General features: G+C 71.8%; 16 protein-coding genes. 4 read left to right on the plus strand and 12 right to left on the minus strand.

From position 1 onward, the window contains the following. Positions 1–4 precede the first annotated feature (4 nt). Positions 5–1,069, plus strand: a complete 1,065-nt coding sequence (locus O6P37_RS17965) for a phosphotransferase family protein (protein ID WP_269895359.1) — start codon at positions 5–7, stop codon at positions 1,067–1,069. On the opposite strand, the gene O6P37_RS17970 is transcribed toward O6P37_RS17965, so the two are convergent. From O6P37_RS17970 to O6P37_RS17985, 4 genes are read right to left on the minus strand one after another with little or no spacing between them, the layout of a single operon-like run. Beyond that, on the minus strand, positions 1,056–1,778 hold the full coding sequence (locus O6P37_RS17970; RefSeq protein ID WP_269895446.1) for a cobalt-precorrin-6A reductase: 723 nt from the start codon (positions 1,776–1,778) through the stop codon (positions 1,056–1,058). The two genes, O6P37_RS17965 and O6P37_RS17970, sit on opposite strands and share 14 nt — an antisense overlap. A gap of 21 nt (positions 1,779–1,799) precedes the next feature. Further along, the gene (gene cobM, locus O6P37_RS17975) at positions 1,800–2,555 is read right to left on the minus strand and encodes a precorrin-4 C(11)-methyltransferase (RefSeq protein WP_269895360.1); all 756 of its coding nucleotides are present in this window, start codon (positions 2,553–2,555) and stop codon (positions 1,800–1,802) included. Next, positions 2,552–3,754 (minus strand): precorrin-6y C5,15-methyltransferase (decarboxylating) subunit CbiE, encoded by a 1,203-nt coding sequence (gene cbiE, locus O6P37_RS17980; RefSeq protein ID WP_269895447.1) that lies wholly within the window; start codon positions 3,752–3,754, stop codon positions 2,552–2,554. The genes cobM and cbiE overlap by 4 nt, the downstream gene beginning before the upstream one ends. Then, a complete protein-coding gene (locus O6P37_RS17985) occupies positions 3,751–4,521 on the minus strand; it encodes an SDR family NAD(P)-dependent oxidoreductase (protein ID WP_269895361.1) in 771 nt (256 codons plus the stop codon). The genes cbiE and O6P37_RS17985 overlap by 4 nt, the downstream gene beginning before the upstream one ends. A 35-nt stretch (positions 4,522–4,556) precedes the next feature. Here O6P37_RS17985 and O6P37_RS17990 point away from each other — a divergent pair, with 35 nt between their 5' ends. Then, positions 4,557–4,970 carry a F420-dependent biliverdin reductase gene (locus O6P37_RS17990; RefSeq protein WP_264012747.1) on the plus strand — a complete coding sequence of 138 codons (414 nt, stop codon included), beginning with the start codon at positions 4,557–4,559 and terminating at the stop codon, positions 4,968–4,970. Positions 4,971–4,988: 18 nt separating this feature from the next. Here the strand turns inward: O6P37_RS17990 and O6P37_RS17995 are convergent, their stop codons facing one another. Beyond that, complete coding sequence (locus tag O6P37_RS17995) at positions 4,989–6,140, minus strand: M24 family metallopeptidase (protein ID WP_269895362.1); 1,152 nt, start codon at positions 6,138–6,140, stop codon at positions 4,989–4,991. Positions 6,141–6,177: 37 nt separating this feature from the next. Here O6P37_RS17995 and O6P37_RS18000 point away from each other — a divergent pair, with 37 nt between their 5' ends. Next, the gene (locus tag O6P37_RS18000) at positions 6,178–7,026 is read left to right on the plus strand and encodes a hypothetical protein (protein WP_269895363.1); all 849 of its coding nucleotides are present in this window, start codon (positions 6,178–6,180) and stop codon (positions 7,024–7,026) included. After that, positions 7,023–7,979, plus strand: a complete 957-nt coding sequence (locus O6P37_RS18005) for a 5'-3' exonuclease (RefSeq protein WP_264012750.1) — start codon at positions 7,023–7,025, stop codon at positions 7,977–7,979. The genes O6P37_RS18000 and O6P37_RS18005 overlap by 4 nt, the downstream gene beginning before the upstream one ends. Here the strand turns inward: O6P37_RS18005 and O6P37_RS18010 are convergent. The 7 genes from O6P37_RS18010 to pafA all read right to left on the minus strand — a co-directional run bounded on the left by O6P37_RS18010 (position 7,976) and on the right by pafA (position 16,407). Beyond that, positions 7,976–8,827 carry a DUF4333 domain-containing protein gene (locus O6P37_RS18010; protein WP_269895364.1) on the minus strand — a complete coding sequence of 284 codons (852 nt, stop codon included), beginning with the start codon at positions 8,825–8,827 and terminating at the stop codon, positions 7,976–7,978. The two genes, O6P37_RS18005 and O6P37_RS18010, sit on opposite strands and share 4 nt — an antisense overlap. 63 nt (positions 8,828–8,890) lie before the next feature. Further along, complete coding sequence (locus O6P37_RS18015) at positions 8,891–11,668, minus strand: DEAD/DEAH box helicase (RefSeq protein ID WP_269895365.1); 2,778 nt, start codon at positions 11,666–11,668, stop codon at positions 8,891–8,893. After that, positions 11,652–12,602 (minus strand): twin-arginine translocase subunit TatC, encoded by a 951-nt coding sequence (tatC, locus tag O6P37_RS18020; RefSeq protein ID WP_269895366.1) that lies wholly within the window; start codon positions 12,600–12,602, stop codon positions 11,652–11,654. Before tatC ends, O6P37_RS18015 begins: the two co-directional genes overlap by 17 nt. Positions 12,603–12,680: 78 nt before the next feature. Further along, positions 12,681–12,947, minus strand: coding sequence for a Sec-independent protein translocase subunit TatA (tatA, locus tag O6P37_RS18025; RefSeq protein WP_264012754.1), 267 nt, complete (start codon positions 12,945–12,947; stop codon positions 12,681–12,683). Between the two features lie 29 nt (positions 12,948–12,976). Next, on the minus strand, positions 12,977–13,963 hold the full coding sequence (locus O6P37_RS18030; protein WP_264012755.1) for a helix-turn-helix transcriptional regulator: 987 nt from the start codon (positions 13,961–13,963) through the stop codon (positions 12,977–12,979). Further along, positions 13,960–14,955, minus strand: a complete 996-nt coding sequence (locus O6P37_RS18035) for a helix-turn-helix transcriptional regulator (RefSeq protein ID WP_269895367.1) — start codon at positions 14,953–14,955, stop codon at positions 13,960–13,962. Before O6P37_RS18035 ends, O6P37_RS18030 begins: the two co-directional genes overlap by 4 nt. A gap of 93 nt (positions 14,956–15,048) precedes the next feature. Further along, positions 15,049–16,407, minus strand: a complete 1,359-nt coding sequence (gene pafA, locus O6P37_RS18040; RefSeq protein ID WP_264012757.1) for a Pup--protein ligase — start codon at positions 16,405–16,407, stop codon at positions 15,049–15,051. Positions 16,408–16,550 lie beyond the last annotated feature (143 nt).

Consider the following 16,550-nt stretch of genomic DNA (forward strand, 5'->3'; position numbering starts at 1 on the left):
CTGCATGACTTCGACCGTCTCGATCCCCGCGCGGCCCACCGACATCACTCCGCAGTGGCTGACCTCTGTGCTGGGCGCCGACGTCCGCGAGGTGGACGTCGCGCCGATCGGGACCGGCCAGACCGGCGCCACCTACCGGCTGTCGGTCGGCTACGGCGACACCGACGTGCGCCTGCCCGCCACCTTCGCGGTGAAACTGCCCGCCCAGGACGAGGCGGTGCGCGAGCGTGTCACCCTCGGCTACCTGTCCGAGCACGCGTTCTACCAGTCGCTCGCCGACCGCACCACTGTCCCGGTGCCGGACTGCTACCACTGCGAGATCGACCGCGACGGAGCAGATTTCGTGTTGCTGCTGGCCGACATGGCGCCCGCGGTGCAGGGCGACCAGATCGCCGGGTGCAGTGCCGAGGAGGCGCGGCTCGCCGCGGTCGCGATCGCCGGCCTGCACGGGCCCAGCTGGGGTGACGAGGACCTGGCGGCCACCCCCGGCATCGCGATGGTCAAACCGGACGCGGCCACGGCCCAGGGCATGGGCGACGTCGCCAGGATGGCCGCCGACATGACGATCGAGAAGCTGGGCGACAAGGTGTCGCCGCAGGACCGCGAGACCCTCGTCGAGGCCATGTCGGTGGTGACGCCGTGGCTGCTGACCGAGCCCGACCGGTTCTCCCTGCTGCACGGCGACTACCGGCTCGACAACCTGCTCTTCGACCCCGACCGCACCCGCGTGACGGTGGTGGACTGGCAGACCCTCGGTGTCGGACTGCCGGCCCGCGACCTGGCGTACTTCCTGGCAACCAGCCTGCCGTCGGAGCTGCGCCCGCAGGTGGAACGCGACCTGGTCGAGGCCTACCACCGCGAGCTGCTGACCCACGGGGTGGCGGACTACAGCGCCGAGGACTGCTGGCGCGACTACCGGCTCGGCACGCTGCAGGCCCCGCTGATCACCGTGCTGGGCTGCGCGTTCGCCTCGTCGACCGAGCGCGGGGACGACATGATGGCGGTGATGGCGCAGCGCGGCTGCCAGGCGATCCGCGACCTCGGGGCCCTCGAGCTCATCGAGAGCTGATCCAGGCCACCGCCTCGTCGACGGTGTGCACCGTGTCGACCCCCGCGGGCAGCGGCGGGCGGCCGACCATCACCACCGGCAGCTCCAGGGTGGCCGCCGCATCGAGCTTGGCCCGCGTCATGTCGCCGCCGCTGTTCTTGGTGACCACGGCGTCGATGCGACGGTCCCCCATGAGCTGCAGCTCATCGTCGTAGCGGTAGGGCCCGCGGGACAGCAGCAGCTCGTGCCGCCGTGGCAGCACCGCGGCGTCGGGGGCGGTGACGGCACGGATCAGGAACCAGGCGTCGACGTCGGCGAAGGCCGCGATGCCGCTGCGGCCGGTGGTCAGGAAAACCCGCGAGAATCGTTGACGCACAACCGATTCTGCGGCGTGCCGATCCGAATCGACGACGATCGCCGTGCCGTCCGGCCACGGCGGGCGGGCCAGCACCAGATGCGGCACCCCAGCCTGCGCGCACGCCCGCGCGGCGTTGGCGGTGATGGTCGCGGCGAACGGGTGCGTCGCGTCCACCACGGCGTCGACGCCGGCCTCCGCCAACCAGTGGCGCAGTCCCTCGACGCCGCCGAAGCCGCCGACGCGCACGTCGCCGACCGGCAGCGCCGGGTCGGGCACCCGGCCGGCCAGCGAACTGATCACGTGCACAGCGGGATGCAGCCGGGCGGCGAGCGCGCGGGCCTCCCCCGTACCGCCGAGCAGCAGCACCCGCAGCCGGGTGGTCACCGGCTCACCTCAGTGCCGCCCGCGCCGTGTCCGGCCGCTGGAGTACAGGTAGCTGTCGGAAAAGCCCTCGGCGGCGAGGACCTCGCCGACGACGATCACGGCGGTGCGGGTGATGCCGGCCTCGTGCGTCCGCTCCGCGAGTTCCGCCAACGGGCACCGCACCACCACCTCTTGCGGCCAGCTCGCGAATGCCACCACGGCGCAGGGGGTTTCGGGCCGATACCCACCGGCGAGCAGCTCGGGCACGATCGCGTCGATCTGGGCGGCCGCGAGGTGCAGCACCAGCGTGGCGCCGGGGGCCGACAGGGTGCGCAGGTCCTCCCCCGCAGGCATCGCCGTCGACAGCGTCGCCACCCGGCTCAGCGTGACCGTCTGGGCGACGCCGGGCAGGGTCAGTTCGCGGCCCAGTGCGGCCGCGGCGGCGGCGAACGCCGGCACGCCGGGCACGATCTCGTAATCCACCCCGAGGTCGTCGAGGCGGCGGCACTGCTCGGCCAGCGCGCTGTAAATCGACGGGTCACCCGAGTGCAGTCGCGCCACGTCCAGTCCCGCGGCGTGCGCATCGGCCAGTTCGCCGACGATCTGCTCGAGCGTCAGGGGCCCGGTGTCGACGATCTTCGCGTCCGGCGGGCAGTTGGCCAGCAGGTCGTCGGGCATGATCGAGCCGGCATAGAGGCATACCGGGCACCGTTGCAGCAGTCGCTGCCCGCGCACGGTGATCAGGTCGGCGGCGCCCGGGCCGGCGCCGATGAAGTAGACCGTCACGATGTCACCACCGACCACTGGGTGACCGGCATCGCCGGCCGCCATCCGGTGAACCCGCCCAGCGGCTCGCCGCGGTAGTGCTGGAACCGGCGCAACTCACCGCCGAGACGTGAATACCACTGCAGCACAAGCGCTTCAGACTCCACGGTGACGGTGTTGACCACCAGCCGCCCGCCCGCGGGCAACCGCTCGACGCAGGCGTCCAGAAGTCCCGGTGCGGTGACGCCGCCGCCGACGAAGATCGCCGCGGGTGTCGGCACGCCTGCCACGCCCGCACTGCTGAGTTCGGCGGCGCGGAACGCCTCGGGGGCGGCGCCGCGCACGTCCACGCGCACCCCGAACGCCTCGGCGTTCGTCACGATACGGGCGCGACGTCGCTCGTCGCACTCGAAGGCGACCGCCGAACACCCCGGGCCGCTGCGGCACCACTCGATAGCGATGCTGCCCGCACCGGCGCCCACGTCCCACAGCAATTCACCGGGACGGGGGGCGAGCGCGGCGAGGGTGACGGCGCGGATGCCGTGCTTGGTGATCTGCCCGTCGTGGTCGAACGCGTCGTCGCCCGGCCACGCCACCCGCTCGTCGGGCAGGTAGCGCACCGCCACGACGTTCAGGTCGTCGATGTCGGCGGGCGCCCGGCCGGCCCACTGCGCGGCGGTGCCGTCGCGGCGCCGTTCGTCCGGGCCGCCGAGTTGCTCGAGCACGGTGAGCTCGGAGTCGCCCCGGCCGTGCGCCGTCAGCAGCGCGGCCAGCGCCCCAGGCGTGGTGCGGTCGGTGGACAGCACCACCGCGCGGCCGCCCCGGCGCACCGCGGTGTGCGGGGCGGCTGTGACGAGGCTGATCACCTCGCTGTCCTGCACGCTCCAGCCGAGCCGGGCGCAGGCCAGCGTCACCGAGGAGACGTGCGGCAGCACCGACACCCGGTCCGCGCCGAACCGCCGGATCAGCGTCGCGCCGATCCCGTGCAGCATCGGGTCGCCGCTGGCCACCACGTGCACGTCGCCGGTGGCCTCCCCGAGCGCCGCGAGCGCCGGCACCAGCGGCGACGGCCACTCCCGGCGCTGCGCGCCCACCGACTCGTCGAGCAGGCGCAGCTGGCGGGCGGAGCCGTAGACCACCGTCGCGCGGCGCAGTTCGGCCGCCGACGCCGGCGCCAGTCCACCCATGCCGTCGGCGCCGACACCCACCACGAAGATCATCGCGGCATCCTGCGCCACACCGGCCGCGGCACCATCCGCAACGCGAAGAAGAGCAGCCGAAGGGCGCCCGGCACCCAGACGTGGCTGCGCCCCCGCCGCAACGCCCGCACGGTCGCATCGGCGACCTGCGCGGGCGTGCTCGGCAGCGGCGCGGGTGACATCCCCTCGGTCATCCGGCCGATCACGAATCCCGGCCGCACGACCAGCAGCCGCACCCCGGAACCGTGCAGCGCGTCGGTCAGGCCGGCGCAGAACCCGTCCAGTCCCGCCTTGGCCGATCCGTACACGTAGTTCGCGCGGCGCACCCGCACCCCCGCCACCGAGGAGAAGGTGACGATGGTGCCCACACCGACTTCCCGCATCGCGGCGGCCAGTGCGGTGAGCAGGCTGACCTGCGCGACGAAGTCGGTGTGCACGATCGCCGCGGCGTGCGCCGGGTCGCGTTCGGCGCGGGCCTGGTCGCCGAGCACCCCGAACGCCAGCACCGCGGTGCCGATCGGCCCGTGCTCGGCGACGATCGCGTCGATCAGCGCACCGTGGGCCGCGACGTCGTCGGCGTCGAACGCCACCGTGTGCACCGCCTGCGCACCGGCGGCCCGAACCGCCGCCACCTGCTCGCCCAGTCGCTCCGGGCCGCGGGCCGCCAGCACCACCGTGGCGCCGGGCGCCAGCCGAACGGCGAGTTCGGTGCCGATCTCGCTGCGCCCCCCGAAGACGACGACGACGCCGGGTCCGAGCCTGTCAGCCGTGTCGGCCGTGTCTTTCACAGCTGCGATTATGTCCTGCGCTAGCGTGGGCGTTGATGGCGAAGGCAACGACCCGGCTCACCAACGACGCGATCGCGTTCCTCACCGAACGCCATCTCGCGATGCTGACCACGCTGCGGGCGGACAACTCGCCGCACGTGGTCGCGGTCGGATTCACCTTCGACCCCAAGACCCACATCGCGCGTGTCATCACCACCGGCGGCTCTCAGAAGGCGGTGAACGCCGACCAGCGCGGCGCGGCCGTGCTCAGTCAGGTCGACGGCGCGCGCTGGCTGTCGCTCGAGGGCAAGTCCGCCGTCAACACCGACCCCGAGGCGGTGCGCGACGCGGAACTGCGCTACGCGCAGCGGTACCGCACGCCGCGGGTGAATCCGCGCAGGGTGGTCATCGAGGTACGGGTGGAGCGGGTACTCGGCTCCTCCGACCTGCTCGACCGCGGCGAGGACTAGCGACCCGGACCTCGCGCGTCACACCGTCGCCGCGGGACCGGCCGGCACCACGACCAGCTCGTGCGGTCTGCTGTTGACCGGCAGCACGCCGTCCTCGGTGACGATCACGATGTCCTCGATGCGAGCACCCCACTGCCCCGGGAAGTAGATGCCCGGTTCGACGCTGAACGCCATCCCGGGTTCGAGCGGCAGGTCGTTACCGGCCACCACGTAGGGCTCCTCGTGCACCGACAGCCCGATGCCGTGCCCGGTGCGGTGCACGAACGCCTCGGCCAGACCCTCGGCGGCCAGCACGTCGCGGGCCGCGGCGTCGACCTGTTCGGCGGTCACCCCGGGGCGGACGGCCTCCACCGCGGCGCGCTGCGCCCGCTGCAGCACCGCGTAGCGCCGGGCCACCTCGGGATCGGGCTCACCGATGCTGTAGGTCCGGGTGGAGTCCGAGTTGTATCCGGGCTCGACCGGTCCACCGATGTCGACGACCACGATGTCGCCGGCCCGCAGTTCGCGGTCCGAGCATTCGTGGTGCGGGTCGGCGCCGTGCGGGCCCGAGCCGACGATGATGAACGCGACCTCCGAATGTCCCTCGTCGACAATCGCTTTCGCGATGTCCGCCGCCACGTCGGCCTCGGTGCGGCCCGGCACCAGGAATTCGGGCACCCGCTCGTGCACCCGGTCGATCGCCGCGCCCGCCGTGCGCAGCGCGTCGATCTCCGCCGCGTCCTTGACCATCCGCAGCCGCCGCAGCACATCGGTGGCCAGCACCGGGACCACGCCGAGCACCCCGGCCAGCGGCAGCAGGTGCAGGGCCGGCATCGCGTCGGTGACCGCAGTGGCGGCAGGCGCGCCGCCGAGCGCATCGGCCACCAGCCGGTAGGGGTCGTCGCCGTCCACCCAGTCGCGCACGGCCACGCCGAGTTCGGTGACCGCGGACTCCCTGAGCGCGGCCAGCTCCAGCCGCGGCACCACGACCGTCGGCGACCCCTGCCCACCTGCGGCGGGCACCACCAGTGCGGTCAGCCGCTCGAAGGTCTGTGCCCGCGAACCCGTCAGGTAGCGCAGGTCGTAGCCGGGGGTGATGACCAGGCCGGCCAGCCCGGCCTCGGCGGTCGCCTCCGCGGCGGCGGCTAGTCGGCGGGCGTACACATCGGAATCGAAACGGGCGGAACTCATGGCTGAAAGGCTAATCGCCGCCAGTAGTGTGAGCCGAATGCTGCGCGACATCCGCGAACTCACCGACAGTCACGAGTACGCCGAGGAGTTGCGGCGGCGCTGGGGCGGCCTGCTCAGCTACCGCTACATCGGCAGGCAGTACGCGACCATGGATCCGCGGGACGTCGACGACACCGTCGTGGTGCGCCACGACATGCGCAATCCCACCGGCGGCCTGCTGCTGGCGGTGTTGTCGACCGCGGCGCCCGAGAGCGGGCACATGTCCGACCTCGAGGCGGTGCCCAATCCCGTCGTGCACTCGTGCCAGGTCATCGACCCCGGCCGCGACGTCCGCCGCTTCGAGGTGGTGTCCGAGGAGCTGCGGCGCGGCAGGCAGATGGGTTACAGCCGGGCCAAGATCGTCGACGCCGACCGGCCGGACCGCGTGCTGGCACTGATCGAGGGCCAGGGCGTCAGCATCGGCGTCCCGCCGGAGGGGCTGCAGAAGATGGAGGTCGACAACATCGAGGTGGTCGACTCGCCGGACCTGCCGCCGCTGTGGCAGGTGTTCGGCGGTCACCGAAGGCCCGACGGGCACTGGGCGCTGCCCGAACTCTCGGCCGACGTGGCCTCGCCGGACGCCGCCCTGCACATCGGGCCCCAGTTCGTGCTGCTCGAGACGGCGGCCACCGACGCGGCGGCCCGGCTCGCGGGCACCGGCCGGCTGCAGGGCGCGTCGTCACACGTCATGTTCATGGCGCGCGGCACGGCCGGGCCGTTCCGCGCCGAGTCCGAAGCCATGACCGGCACCGACGGCCTGGTCGCGGCCAGGGTGGTGCTCTACGACGAAGGCAACGACAACCGGCCGATCACCAGCGGCGCCTACATGTTCGAGAGCGCACGATGAGCGGGCCGCTGCTGCTGCTCGACGGGGCCAGCATGTGGTTCCGGTCGTACTTCGCCCTGCCGTCGTCGATCACCGCGCCCGACGGCCGGCCGGTCAACGCGCTGCGCGGCTTCCTCGACGCGGTGGCGATGCTGATCGGCCGCGAACGGCCGGGCCGGCTGGTGGTGTGCCGCGACGACGACTGGCGCCCGCAGTGGCGGGTGGACCTGATCCCGTCGTACAAGGCGCACCGCGTCGCCGAGGCCGAACCGGCCGGCACCCCCGACGTCGAGGAGGTGCCCGACGAGCTGACCCCGCAGGTGGACATGATCATGGCGGTGCTCGACGCGTTCGGCATCGCCACCGCCGGCGCGCCCGGATACGAGGCCGACGATGTGCTGGGCACCCTGGCCGCCCGCGAACGCAAGGACCGGGTCGTCGTGGTCAGCGGGGACCGCGACCTCCTTCAACTCGTCGCCGACGACCCCGTCCAGGTGCGGGTGCTCTACCTGGGCCGCGGCATGTCCAAGGCCTCGATGTTCGGCCCGGCGGAGGTCGCCGACCAGTACCACGTGCCGGTCGAGCGGGCCGGGCCGGCGTACGCCGAACTGGCGCTGCTGCGCGGCGACCCGTCCGACGGTCTGCCCGGCGTGCCGGGCGTCGGCGAGAAGACGGCGGCCACCCTGCTCGCGCAGTACGGCTCGCTGGAGGCGATCGTGGCCGCCGCCGACGACCCGAAGTCGAAGATGAGCAAGGCCTACCGCAAGAAGCTGCTCGCGGCGACGGACTACATCGAGGCCGCCGGCCCGGTGGTGCGGGTGGCCCACGACGCGCCCGTCACCTTCACCACCGAGTCCGACACGCTGCCGCTGGCCGCCGTCCATCCGCGCAAGGTCGCCGACCTGGCCGGCGAACTGGGCGTCACGTCATCGGTCGGGCGCCTGCAGAAGGCGCTCGACGAGCTGCCGGACTAGCGGGGCCTGCCGACCTCGTAGGTTCCGTCATCGTCCTGGAACGTCACCGTCACCGTGCGCTTGGTGCCGTCGATGCTGACGTCGCAGTCGAACGTCGCGCCCTGCTTGACCTCGGGGCTCTGGCCGTCATTGCAGACGACGTCCTGCACGTTCTTGGCGCCGTAGCCGTTCTCCTCGTCGGTGAGGATCTGCTCCACACCCGACTGCGCGGCGTTGACGTCGAGCTTGGTGGTGACCGCCCAGCCCGGCAGCCACAGGGCCGTCACCAGCACGGCGATGGCGAGGATCGCCACCAGCCCGCCGACGACGCCGAGGATCAGTTTCAGCGAACTCTTCGACCCGGACTCCGAGCCGGGCGCCTGGTACTGCCCGTACTGGTTGTACTGGTCGGGCTGCTGGCCGTACTGGGGCGGCTGCCCGTACTGGGGCTGGCCGTACTGCGGTTGCTGCGCGGTCTGCCCGTACTGTCCCGGCTGCTGGCCGTACTGCGGCGGCTGGCCGTACTGCTGCCCCGGCTGCTGGCCGTACTGCCCGTACTGCTCGGTGGACGGGTACTGCGGCTGCTGCGGCGCCTGGTAGGTCGGCTGCTCCTGGCCCGGCTGCTGATACTGCGGATACTGCTGCTGACCGTAGGCCGGCGGCGGCTGCTGCCAGCTGGGCACCTGGGTGGTCGACTCGTCGGCGGGCTGCGGCTGCCACGACGGCTGCTGAGACGTGGACTGGTCACCGCTCGCGCCCGAGGGCTGCCACGATGCGCTCGACGGCTCACCCGAGGGCTGATCGGTGCCGGCCTCCGGTTGCTGGCCCTGCCACGGCTGCGAGGGGTCGGAACCCTGCGGTCCGCTCATCGTCTCTCCTTGGTCGTCCTGAGGTGGATCCTGCGGTCAGGTCCTGGGTCGGCTGGCAACACACTACCCCGCATCAACTGCCACGACGCCGCGTCGAATGTCGTTGATGGCGCGTTTCGCCGCCGTGCGCATCGCCGCCGTCGGCGCCGCGTTGCGCACCTGGTCGAGGAGGTCGAGGACCTGACGGCACCACCGGACGAAATCGCCTGCCGACAACGGCGACCCGCTGCCAGCGACGTCGGATGCGGCCAGCGCGGTCGTGAGATCGCCGGTGGTGGCCCACCGGTACACCGCGGCGACGAACCCGTCGTCCGGTTCGCGGCTGGGCCCGATCCGGTGCCGCTGCTCCTCGGCCCGCAACTCCGCCGACGTACGCCTGGTCCGCGCCAGCGCACGCCGCAGCGCGGCCGTCGGCGCCTCCAGACCCGCTGGCGCGCCGGGTGTGTCGCCCCGCGATTCGTAGAGCACCGTGGACAGCACCGCGGCGAGTTCGGCGGGCCCGAGGCCCTCCCAGATGCCGCCGCGCAGGCACTCGGCCACCAAAAGGTCACTCTCGCTGTAGATCCGGGCCAGCAGCCGGCCGTCGTCGGTGGCCTTCGGGTCACCGTCGTCCGCCGTCTCGATGTACCCACGTTCGGCGAGCAGGGTGACGATCCTGTCGAACGTCCGGGCCAGCGAATTGGTGGCGGCGGCCACCTTCTGCTGGATCTCGGCGTTGTCGCGTTCGATGCGCAGGTACCGCTCGGCGAGACGGATCCTGTCCTCACGGTCGGGCGCGTGGTGCGCCGGATGGTTGCGCAGCCGCTCCCGCAGCCCGGGCAGCTCCGGATCGACGTCGCGTTCCTCCGCGGCACCGCCCCGCCTACGGTGCGACGGCAAATCCAGGCCTGCGGCCGCCGAGCGCAGCGCCGAGGCCAGGTCCCGTCGTGCCCGCGGGTTGCGGTGCTCGACGCGCTTGGGCAACGCCATCGACCCCACGGTGGTCGACGCCCCGGTGTAGTCGGCCGACGAGATCCTGCCCGCCCAACGGTGTTCGGTGAGCACCAGCGGTCGCGGGTCGTCGCTGTCGCGGTCCGGTTCGAGGACCACGGCCAGCCCGCCGCGGCGGCCCTGCGCGATGTTGATGATGTCGCCACGGCGCAATGCGGCCAGCGCGTCGTTGACGGCTTTGCGCCGGTGCAGCCGCGAGGCCCGCGACTGCGCGCGCTCCCGGGTCGAGATCTGGGCCCGCAGCCGCGCGTAGTCCAGCATCGGCGCGTCGCGCCCGCCCAGTTCGGCGGCGATCTCGTCGAGCAGCCGCTCGCCGCGCTCGACGCCACGGCGCAGCCCCACCACCGAGCGGTCCGCCTGGTACTGGGCGAACGACTGCTCGAGGAGCTGATGGGCCTGTTCCGGGCCCATGTGCTGGACCAGGTTGATCGTCATGTTGTAGGACGGCGCGAACGAACTGCGCAGCGGGAACGTGCGGGTGGAGGCCAGCCCGGCGATCTCGGCCGGTTCGGCCATGTCGTCGTGCGAATGCCACAGCACCACCGCGTGGCCCTCGACGTCGATGCCGCGCCGGCCGGCACGCCCCGTCAGCTGGGTGTACTCCCCCGGCGTCAACGGCATGTGCTGCTCGCCGTTGAACTTCACCAGCCGCTCGAGCACCACCGTGCGGGCGGGCATGTTGATGCCGAGGGCCAGGGTCTCCGTGGCGAACACCGCCTTGACCAGCCCGGCGGTGAACAGCTCCTCCACGGTGTGCCGGAACACCGGGAGCATCCCGGCGTGGTGGGCGGCGAGTCCGCGCAGCAGGCCTTCGCGCCACTCGTGGTAGTCGAGCACGATCAGGTCGTCCTCGGGCAGGTCGGCGCAGCGGCGCTCGACGATCTCGGCGATGCGGGCCCGTTCCTCGTTGTCGGTCAGCCGCAGCGGGGAGCGCAGGCACTGCTTGACCGCGGCGTCGCAGCCGGCGCGGGAGAAGATGAACGTGATCGCGGGCAGCAGGCCCTCACGGTCGAGCGCGGCGAGCACGTCGGGCCTGCTGGGCGGCCGGGCGCCCACCGACCGGCCCCGGTGCGACGACCGGCCGCCGCGCCCCCGCGGCTGCCAGTCCGAGAGCCGGTCGGCCTCCCTGCGATGGGCGATGTGGCGCAACAACTCCGGATCGACCACGAGTTCGCGGCCACGGGCGGACGGGTCGTGGGCGCGGTAGTCGAACAGGTCGAACAGCCGCTTGCCGACCAGCACGTGCTGCCACAGCGGCACCGGCCGGTGCTCGTCGACCACCACGGTGGTGTCGCCGCGCACCGTCTGGATCCAGCCGCCGAACTCCTCGGCGTTGCTGACGGTCGCCGACAGGCTGACCAGCCGGACGTCGTCGGGCAGGTGCAGGATCACCTCCTCCCACACCGCCCCGCGCATCCGGTCGGCGAGGAAGTGCACCTCGTCCATCACGACGAACGCCAGTCCGCGCAATGCCGGCGAATCGGCGTAGAGCATGTTGCGCAGCACCTCGGTGGTCATCACCACCACGTCGGCGTCACCGTTGATCGACTGGTCGCCGGTGAGCAGCCCGATGCGCGCCGCGCCGTACCGCGCCACCAGATCGGTGTGCTTCTGGTTGCTCAGCGCCTTGATCGGCGTGGTGTAGAAGCACTTCCGGCCCGCGGCCAGCGCGAGGTGCACGGCGAACTCGCCGACGACCGTCTTGCCCGCGCCGGTCGGCGCGCACACCAGCACACCGTGACCGTTCTCCAGCGCCCGGCAGGCCCGCAGCTGGAAGTCGTCGAGCGCGAACGGCAGCGCCGCGGTGAAGTCGGCGAGTTCGGTCGCCGACGACTCAGGTGGATTCGTCATCGATCGTGACCCGGGAGGGCGACGGCACCGCCGACGGCGCCTCGATCGGATCGGCGGTGCCGATCGGCGCGGCCTCGTCTTCGGGGACGTCCTCGAGCGCTTCGCGCTTCGCCTTGCGCCTGTCGTGGATGCGGGCCACCTGGATGGCCAGCTCCAGCAGCACGGTCAGCGCACCGGCCAGGGCGAGCATCGTGAACGGATCAGACCCGGGCGTGGCGAACGCGGCGAAGACGAACAGCCCGAAGATCATCCCGCGGCGCCACGCCTTGAGCCGCTCGTAGGTGAGGACGCCGATCAGGTTGAGCATGATGATCAGCAGCGGGAATTCGAAGCTGATGCCGAACACCAGCAGCAGGTTGATCAGGAAGCCGAAGTACTGGTCGCCGGACAGCGCGGTGACCTGCACGTCGCTGCCGACGGTGAGCAGGAAGCCCAGCGCCGTCGCCAGCACCACGTAGGCCAGCACCGCGCCACCGATGAACAGCAGCGCGCCGATGGCCACGAACGCGGTCGCGAACCGGCGCTCGTTCTTGTAGAGCCCCGGGGTGATGAACGCCCACACCTGGTGCAGCCACACCGGGCAGGCCAGCACGATGCCGGCCATCAGGGCCACCTTGAGGCGGAGCATGAACTGGTCGAAGGGCCCCGTCGCCAGCAGGCGGCACCCGCCGCCGGGGGTGATGTCGGCACGCGCGTAGTCGGGCAGCGCACAGTAGGGGCCGCGCAACCATTCGCCGAGGCTGTGCATGCCGAAGATGCCGTGGGTGTACCAGAAGAACCCGAGGATCGTCGTCAGCACCACCGCGGCGGCCGCGATGAGCAGCCGGTTGCGCAGCTCGGCGAGGTGTTCGACCAACGACATGGTGCCGTCGGGATTGGCTCGGGCGCGCCGGCGGCGCGGATCGAGCTTCCGGAGAATCGGAGGGGTCTGCAACGGCCTGCCTAGTGGATGCGACCTATGAGCACAGCCTGACGACCGCGGCGCCGGGCCGCGTCACACGAAACGGTGGGGTCAGGCCGGGCGCTTGTCGGACGACGGTTCGGCGGCCGGTGCCGGGTCGGCGACGTCGACGCGCTCTGAGGCGATCGGCGTGGCCGGGCCCGGCGTCTCGGGCTTCGGCTCGGTCTTGCCGTCGGCCTGCATCTCCTTGATCTCCGACTTGAAGATCCGCATCGACTTGCCCAGCGAGCGTGCTGCATCCGGCAGCTTCTTGGCGCCGAAGAGCAGCACGAACACCGCGATGACGATTACCCAGTGCCAGGGTTGTAGACCGCCCATGTTGGTCACCTCCAAAGTCTGGGCCGAGTCTACCCGCCTGCGTCGCCGTCCTCGTAGGCGCGCAGCGCCGCGGTCGCCGATTCCTGGACCCGGCGGGCCAGCGCCTCCGGGGCGAGCACACGCACCGCCGGCCCGAAGCCGAGCACGAAGCGGGCCATCCAGGCGTCGGACGCGTAGGTCATCGCGGCTTCGCAGGCGCCGTCGGGCAGCTCTCGCACCACCCGCAACGGGTAATAGTCGAACATCCACGACGCGGACCGGTCGACGAGCAGCGTCGCCGACGGCAGCGCCGGATCGGCGGTGTCGGGGTCGAACAGCGAGGTGTCGGGCCCCGCCTCGACCGCGGGCGGCGGCGGCGCCGCGGGCTCGTCGAGCACGCGGGCCTCGACGATGCGGTCGAAGCGGAACAGCCGGACGCCTTCGGCCGACCGGCACCACGCCTCCAGGTAGCTGTTGTCGCCGACGAGCACCACCCGGATGGGATCGACGACGCGGCTGGTCAACACGTCATGGGAGGCGGAGTAGTACTCGATGCTCAGCGCGCGCGCGTTGCGCACGGCGGCCCGGACCGCGGCGGCCGCCTCGCTCTCCGCCGGGGCGCGCTCGTCGACGGCGGTCACCGCGTCGCCGATGTCGTGACCGGCGGCGCCGGCTGCCGACTCGATCTTGGCGATCGCGCTGCGCGCCGCCTCGGGGTCGACCATGCCGGGCACGTCCACCAGTGCCCGCAGCGCCACCAGCACGCCGGTCGCCTCCGGGGAGGTCAGCCGCAGCGGATGGTCGATGCCCGCGGAGAACGTCACTTCGATGGTGTCGCCGGAGAATTCGAAGTCGATGAGGTCGCCGGGGCCGTAGCCGGGCAGACCGCACATCCACAGCTGGTTGATGTCCTCACGGAGCTGCCCGACGGAGACACCGAGGTCGGATGCGGCCTCCGCGTAGGTGATCCGGGGGTTGGCCTGGAAGTACGGGACCATGTTGAGCAGCCGCACCAGCCGCGTCGAGACGGCGCTCATGACGTCACTCCGCTCTCGGCGTGGGCGCGCAGCCGGGCCAGCACGTCCTCGCGCAGCGACTCCGGCTCCAGCGCAACGGCATCGGCGCCGAAGCTGGCGATCTCGCGGGCCAGCCGGTCGGTCATGCCGATGTCGACGGCGATCTCCTCGCCGGGGCGGCCGGCCAGCGTGCGGGGTCCGATCACGGTGGCCTGCCTGCGCAGCGCGGTGGCGCGGCCGTCGGCCACCCACACCTTGGCCTGCCCTCCGGTGGGCCATTCGGCCACCGCCCGGTGCACGATCTCGCGCAGGTCGACTCCGTCGGGCATGCGGACGGCGCCGGCAGGGCCGATGGCGGTGACCTCGGCGCCGATCCGCGACAGCCGGAAGGTGCGGGTGGCGTCGCGATCGCGGTCGTGGCCGACGAGGTACCAGCGACCGCGGTAGGTGAGCACGCCCCACGGCTCGACGGTGCGGGTGGTGTAGGGCTCGCTGCGCGACGGCCGATGACCGAACTGCACGGCCCGGCCGGCGTCGATGGCGGCCAGCAGGACCCCGAGCACCTCCTCGGATCCGCGCAGCCCCGGCAGCGCCGCGGTGGAGGTGATCGCCACGCCGTCGGCGACGTCGACGTCCGCGCCGGCCGCCCGCAGTTTGAGCAGTGCGCCCTGCGTGGCGGTGATCAGCTCGGGCGACTCCCACAGCTGGGTGGCGACCGCGACGGCCGCCGCCTCGTCGGCGGTGAGCTCGACGGCTGGCAGCGCGTAGGCGTCGCGGTTGATGCGGTACCCCTCGGTGGGGTCGAACTGGGAGACGCGGCCGGTCTCCAGCGGGATGCCGAGATCGCGCAGCTCGTTCTTGTCCCGCTCGAACATCCGCGCGAACGCCTCGTCGCTGGGGCTGTCGGCATAACCGGCGACCACCTGACGGATGCGGTCGGCCGTGATGAAGGTGCGGGTCGACAGCAGCGCGATCACGAGGTTCATCAATCGTTCGACTTTGGAGGTCGCCACGTCGTCAAGCCTAGGGCTTGTGCTGTCCGTTTCCTCGCACCGGCGGGGCCGCGAGCAGAACGAAGCGAGTGCTCCGCGCAGCCGCTCGGCGCCCTACATGCTGGCGATGAGCCGCTTGACCCGCTCGTCGACCGACCGGAACGGGTCCTTGCACAGCACCGTGCGCTGAGCCTGGTCGTTGAGCTTGAGGTGCACCCAGTCGACGGTGAAGTCGCGTCCGGCTTCCTGTGCCGCGCTGATGAACTCGCCGCGCAGCTTGGCCCGGGTGGTCTGCGGTGGGGTGTCCACCGCCGCCTCGATGTCCTCGTCGGTGGTGATCCGGGTGGCCAGGCCCTTGCGCTGCAGCAGGTCGAACACGCCGCGGCCGCGCTTGATGTCGTGGTACGCCAGGTCGAGCTGGCTGATCTTCGGGTCGGACAGCTCCATGTCGTAGCGGTCCTGGTAGCGCTGGAACAGCTTGCGCTTGATCACCCAGTCGATCTCGGTGTCGACCTTGGCGAAGTCCTGGCTCTCCACCGCGTCGAGCTGGCGGCCCCACAGGTCGACGACCTGCTCGATCTGGGAGTCCGGCTCGCGGGTCTGCAGGTACTCGACGGCCCGGGCGTAGTACTCGCGCTGGATGTCCAGGGCGCTGGCCTGACGCCCGCCTGCCAGCCGCACCGGGCGCCGCCCGGTCAGGTCATGGCTGACCTCGCGGATGGCGCGGATCGGGTTGTCCAGCGAGAAGTCGCGGAACGGAACGCCGGCCTCGATCATCTCGAGCACCAGCGACGCGGTGCCCACCTTGAGCATGGTGCTGGACTCGCACATGTTGGAGTCGCCGACGATGACGTGCAGCCTGCGGTACTTCTCGGCGTCGGCGTGGGGCTCGTCGCGGGTGTTGATGATCGGCCTGCTGCGGGTGGTCGCGCTCGACACGCCCTCCCAGATGTGTTCGGCGCGCTGGCTGAGGCAGAACGTGGCGGCCTTCGGCGTCTGCAGCACCTTGCCCGCGCCGCAGATCAGCTGGCGCGTCACCAGGAACGGCAGCAGCACGTCGGAGATGCGGGAGAACTCGCCGGCGCGCACGATCAGGTAGTTCTCGTGGCAGCCGTAGGAGTTGCCCGCCGAATCGGTGTTGTTCTTGAACAGGTAGATGTCGCCGCCGATGCCCTCGTCGGCCAGCCGTTGTTCGGCGTCGATGAGGAGGTCCTCGAGCACCCGCTCGCCGGCACGGTCGTGGGTCACCAGTTGGGTGAGGTTGTCGCATTCGGCGGTGGCGTACTCGGGGTGGCTGCCCACGTCGAGGTACAGGCGCGCGCCGTTGCGCAGGAAGACGTTGGAACTGCGGCCCCACGACACCACCCGGCGGAACAGATACCGGGCGACCTCGTCCGGACTGAGCCGGCGATGGCCGTGGAACGTGCAGGTCACGCCGAATTCGGTTTCAATGCCCATGATTCGTCGCTGCACACTGTCGAGCTTACGGGGTGCCGTGCGGTACATGCGGGCAAGCCGTCGAACGCGCGCCGCGGCGACTGGCGTTGACACTGCCGTCACCGATTGTCACGGCTGCGCGACGATCGCACTGGTCCGGGCGTCGACGGGTGCTTGTG

The sequence above is a fragment of the Mycobacterium hippophais genome, from assembly GCF_027529605.1.
Taxonomy (GTDB): domain Bacteria; phylum Actinomycetota; class Actinomycetes; order Mycobacteriales; family Mycobacteriaceae; genus Mycobacterium; species Mycobacterium arseniciresistens.

What these genes read in the sequence shown, in the direction of transcription:
- O6P37_RS17965 (WP_269895359.1), top strand. Translation starts at nt 5, where the DNA reads ATGACTTCGACCGTCTCGATCCCCGCGCGGCCCACCGACATCACTCCG.
- cbiE (WP_269895447.1), bottom strand. Translation starts at nt 3,754, where the DNA reads ATGATCTTCGTGGTGGGTGTCGGCGCCGACGGCATGGGTGGACTGGCG.
- O6P37_RS17990 (WP_264012747.1), top strand. Translation starts at nt 4,557, where the DNA reads ATGGCGAAGGCAACGACCCGGCTCACCAACGACGCGATCGCGTTCCTC.
- O6P37_RS17995 (WP_269895362.1), bottom strand. Translation starts at nt 6,140, where the DNA reads ATGAGTTCCGCCCGTTTCGATTCCGATGTGTACGCCCGCCGACTAGCC.
- O6P37_RS18000 (WP_269895363.1), top strand. Translation starts at nt 6,178, where the DNA reads ATGCTGCGCGACATCCGCGAACTCACCGACAGTCACGAGTACGCCGAG.
- O6P37_RS18005 (WP_264012750.1), top strand. Translation starts at nt 7,023, where the DNA reads ATGAGCGGGCCGCTGCTGCTGCTCGACGGGGCCAGCATGTGGTTCCGG.
- O6P37_RS18010 (WP_269895364.1), bottom strand. Translation starts at nt 8,827, where the DNA reads ATGAGCGGACCGCAGGGTTCCGACCCCTCGCAGCCGTGGCAGGGCCAG.
- O6P37_RS18015 (WP_269895365.1), bottom strand. Translation starts at nt 11,668, where the DNA reads ATGACGAATCCACCTGAGTCGTCGGCGACCGAACTCGCCGACTTCACC.
- tatA (WP_264012754.1), bottom strand. Translation starts at nt 12,947, where the DNA reads ATGGGCGGTCTACAACCCTGGCACTGGGTAATCGTCATCGCGGTGTTC.
- O6P37_RS18030 (WP_264012755.1), bottom strand. Translation starts at nt 13,963, where the DNA reads ATGAGCGCCGTCTCGACGCGGCTGGTGCGGCTGCTCAACATGGTCCCG.